The following is a 4,026-nucleotide window of genomic DNA, read 5'->3' as shown; positions in this document are numbered from 1 at the left end:
GCGGCCACGGCGGCCACGGCGGCCACGGCGGCCACGGCGGCCACGGCGGCCACGGTGGCCGCCGCCGCGGCCACCGACGCCGGATCAGCGGCGGCCGCACAGGCGTCCGCACAGGCCCAGGGGGGTACGCACCGTGGCACTCTGCGCGTCACCGCGCCGACCGTCGAGTACGTCCAGCACCCCCTGGGACTCGACGCCCAACGCCCGCGACTGAGTTGGCCGTTGGCCTCGGACAAGCCGGGCGTGAGCCAGAGCGCCTATCGGATCCGCGTCGCCTCCACCGAGTCGGGCCTGTCCCACCCGGATGTCTGGGACAGCGGAAAGATCACCTCCGGTGAGTCCGTCCTCGTCCCGTACACAGGGCCCCAACTCAAGCCGCGTACCCGCTACTTCTGGTCCGTGCGGGTATGGGACGCCGGCGACGGCGCCTCCGGATGGAGCACGCCGGCGTGGTGGGAGACCGGCCTCATGGACGCCACGCAGTGGTCCGCGCAATGGGTCTGCGCTCCTGCGGCCCTCACCGACGCGCCCTCGCTTGCGGGCTCCGCGTGGATCTGGTTCCCCGAGGGTGAGCCGGCCAACAGCGCGCCCGCGGGCACCTGTTGGTTCCGCCGTACCGTCGACCTCCCGGACGGGATCACGGCCGCGACGCTCGCCATCAGCGCTGACAACGTTTTCGCCGTCTCCGTGAACGGTGCCGAGGTGGCCCGCACCGACCTGGCGACGGAGTTCGAGAACTGGCGCCGGCCGGCCGTCCTCGACGTCCTCGCCCAGCTGCGTTCCGGGAAGAACGTCCTCGCGGTCTCGGCGGCCAACGCGAGCGTGGGACCCGCGGGGCTGGTCGCCGTCCTCACGGTCCACACGGCCTCCGGCGAGCAGCGGATCGTCACCGACGTCTCCTGGAGGTCGACGAACCAGGAACCCGCCGCCGACTGGCGTGGGGCGGACTTCGACGACAGCGGCTGGCCCGCGGCGAAGGTGGCGGCCGCCTGGGGAGCAGGGCCCTGGGGGAGGGTCGTCCCCGCGTCGTTCGCCGCCAACCAACTGCGGCACGAGTTCAGGCTCCCTCGCAAGAAGGTGGCGCGCGCCCGCCTGTACGCCACGGCTCTCGGCCTGTACGAGGCCCATCTCAACGGCCGCCGCGTGGGCCGCGACCAGCTCGCTCCCGGCTGGACCGACTACCGCGAACGCGTCCAGTACCAGACGTACGACGTCACCAAGTTCCTGCGGCCCGGCGCCAACGCCATCGGCGCATGGGTGGCGCCGGGTTGGTACGCGGGCAACGTCGGCATGTTCGGACCCCACCAGTACGGCGAACGCCCCGCGCTGCTCGCGCAGTTGGAGGTCGAGTACGCCGACGGAACGAGCGAGCGCATCACCTCGGGCACGGACTGGCGGGCCACCTCAGGGCCGATCGTCTCCGCCGACCTGCTCAGCGGCGAGACGTACGACGCGCGCAAGGAAACCTCCGGCTGGACCTCACCCGGCTTCGACGACCGGACCTGGCTCGGCGTCCGTACGGCCGGCGACGCGGCTCCCGACCTGATCGTCGCGCAGGTGGACGGACCGGTCCGGGTGGCCAAGGAACTCCCGGCCAAGGCGGTGACCGAACCCAGGCCGGGCGTCTTCGTCTTCGATCTCGGCCAGAACATGGTCGGGTCGGTACGGCTGCGGGTCTCGGGCGACACGGGAACGACCGTACGGCTCAGGCACGCCGAGGTCCTCAACCCGGACGGCACCCTGTACACCGCGAACCTGCGCACCGCCACGGCCACCGACACGTACACCCTCAAGGGCGGCGGCGAGGAGATGTACGAGCCGCGCTTCACCTTCCACGGCTTCCGTTACGTCGAGGTGACCGGGTTCCCCGGCACCCCCTCGGCGAAAGCCGTGACCGGTCGCGTCATGCACACCTCCGCGCCCTTCACCTTCGAGTTCGAGACCGACGTCCCGATGCTCAACAAGCTGCACAGCAACATCACTTGGGGGCAACGCGGCAACTTCCTCTCCGTGCCGACGGACACCCCCGCGCGCGACGAGCGCCTCGGGTGGACGGGTGACATCAACGTCTTCGCACCCACGGCCGCGTACACCATGGAATCGGCCCGCTTCCTCACCAAGTGGCTCGTGGACCTGCGCGACGCCCAGACCGCCCAGGGCGCCTTCACCGACGTGGCGCCGATGGTCGGCACGGTCGGCAACGGCGTCGCCGGATGGGGCGACGCGGGCGTCACGGTTCCCTGGTCCCTGTACCAGGCGTACGGGGACCGGCAGGTACTGGAGGATGCCTGGCCGTCCATCCAGGCATGGCTGGCGTACCTGGAGAGGAACAGCACCGGCCTGTTGCGTCCGGACGCGGGATACGGCGACTGGCTGAACATCTTGGACGAGACGCCCAAGGACGTGGTCGCCACCGCCTACTTCGCGCACAGCGCCGACCTCGCGGCCCGGACGGCCGCCGAACTCGGCAAGGACTCCACCCCCTACCTCGACCTCTTCACACGCATACGGGCAGCGTTCCAGAACGCCTATGTCACCGCCGACGGCAGGGTGAAGGGCGACACACAGACGGCCTATGTCCTCGCCCTGTCGATGAACCTGCTGCCGGACGCGCTGCGGGGTGCGGCAGCCGACCGTCTCGTCGCGCTCATAGAGGCCAAGGACTGGCACCTGTCGACGGGATTCCTCGGTACGCCCCGGCTGCTGCCCGTCCTCACCGACACCGGCCACACCGACGTCGCGTACCGGCTGCTCCAGCAACGCTCCTTCCCCAGCTGGGGCTATCAGACCGACAGGGGCGCCACCACCATGTGGGAACGCTGGGACTCCATCCGGCCCGACGGCAGCTTCCAGGACGCGGGCATGAACTCCTTCAACCACTACGCCTACGGCTCGGTGGGGGAGTGGATGTACACGAACATCGCCGGTATCGCGGCGGGCCGTCCCGGCTACCGCGAGATCGTCGTCCGTCCGCGCCCGGGCGGCGACGTCACCACCGCCCGATCCACGTTCGCCTCGGTCTACGGCCCGGTCTCCACACGGTGGCAACAGCGGGCCGGCGGCTTCGCCCTGACGTGCGTCGTGCCGCCCAACACGACCGCCGAGGTATGGATCCCGGCGGCTGCTCCGGAGGAGGTCACCCACACCCGCGCGACGTTGCTGCGGCAGGAGGACGGCTGCGTGGTGTACCGGGTCGAGTCCGGCAGCCACCGCTTCACCACGTGACCCGCACGCCTGTCCAACGGCTCACTTCAGCAGCAACTGAACGATGGCCACGGTGCCGATCGTCACGATGAGGGTCCGCAGCACCGCGGGACTGAAGCGGCGGCCCACGGTGGATCCGATCTGGCCGCCGATCGCGGAACCCACCGCGATCAGCGATACGGCCGTCCGGTCGAAGTCCGCCGCGAAGAGGAATAAGACGCGGCGACGGTGTTGACCACGGCGGCGAGGACGTTCCTCGCAGCGTTGAGGCGTTGCAACGTCTCGTCGAGGAGCATGCCCATCAGGGACATGTAGATGATCCCCTGAGCGGCGGCGAAGTAGCCGCCGCGCTCGCGAGGGTCAGGCCCGTGAGCAACAGCGGGCCACCGTCGCGGCGGCCGGAGTGACCGGTGCGGCTGCGGCGGCGCCGCACACTCCTGCTGATCGGGGGCTGCAGCGCGACCAGGACAAGTGCCAGGCCCACCAGGACCGGCATGATCATCTCGAACGCGGAGGCAGGCAGGGCCAGCAGGAGCGTGGCGCCCGTGAGGCCGCCCACCAGGGCGCCGACGCCCAGTTTCAGGAGGCGCCGGCCCTGCCCCTTGAACTTCCGGTAGCCGATGGCTCCGCTGATGGAGCCGGGGATCAGCCCGAGCGCGTTGGAGACCGTGGCGGTGACGGGCGTCAGGCCGGTGGCGAGCAGAACGGGGAAGGTGATGAGTGTGCCACTCGGTACCGAGCGGGTGGCACGGTTTTGTACTCGGCGTAGACTCTGCTGCGCAATTCGCTGGACCCGCAGGAACAGCCGCCCGGAGCACCGAG

General features: G+C 70.5%; 1 protein-coding gene and 1 pseudogene. One reads left to right on the top strand and one right to left on the bottom strand.

Annotated features, from left to right (window positions below):
* The first annotated feature begins 54 nt into the window (after window positions 1–54).
* A complete protein-coding gene (locus RB628_RS35990) occupies window positions 55–3,225 on the top strand; it encodes an alpha-L-rhamnosidase (RefSeq protein WP_318324853.1) in 3,171 nt (1,056 codons plus the stop codon).
* 21 nt (window positions 3,226–3,246) lie between these two features.
* On the opposite strand, the pseudogene RB628_RS35985 reads toward RB628_RS35990, so the two are convergent.
* Window positions 3,247–3,988 (bottom strand): annotated as a pseudogene (locus tag RB628_RS35985) (sulfite exporter TauE/SafE family protein).
* Window positions 3,989–4,026 lie beyond the last annotated feature (38 nt).

Source organism: Streptomyces sp. ADMS (assembly GCF_033441795.1).
Taxonomy (GTDB): Bacteria; Actinomycetota; Actinomycetes; order Streptomycetales; family Streptomycetaceae; genus Streptomyces.
The sequence above is the reverse complement of the archived record's forward strand: the minus strand, read 5'-3'. Positions and strand labels throughout refer to the sequence as shown.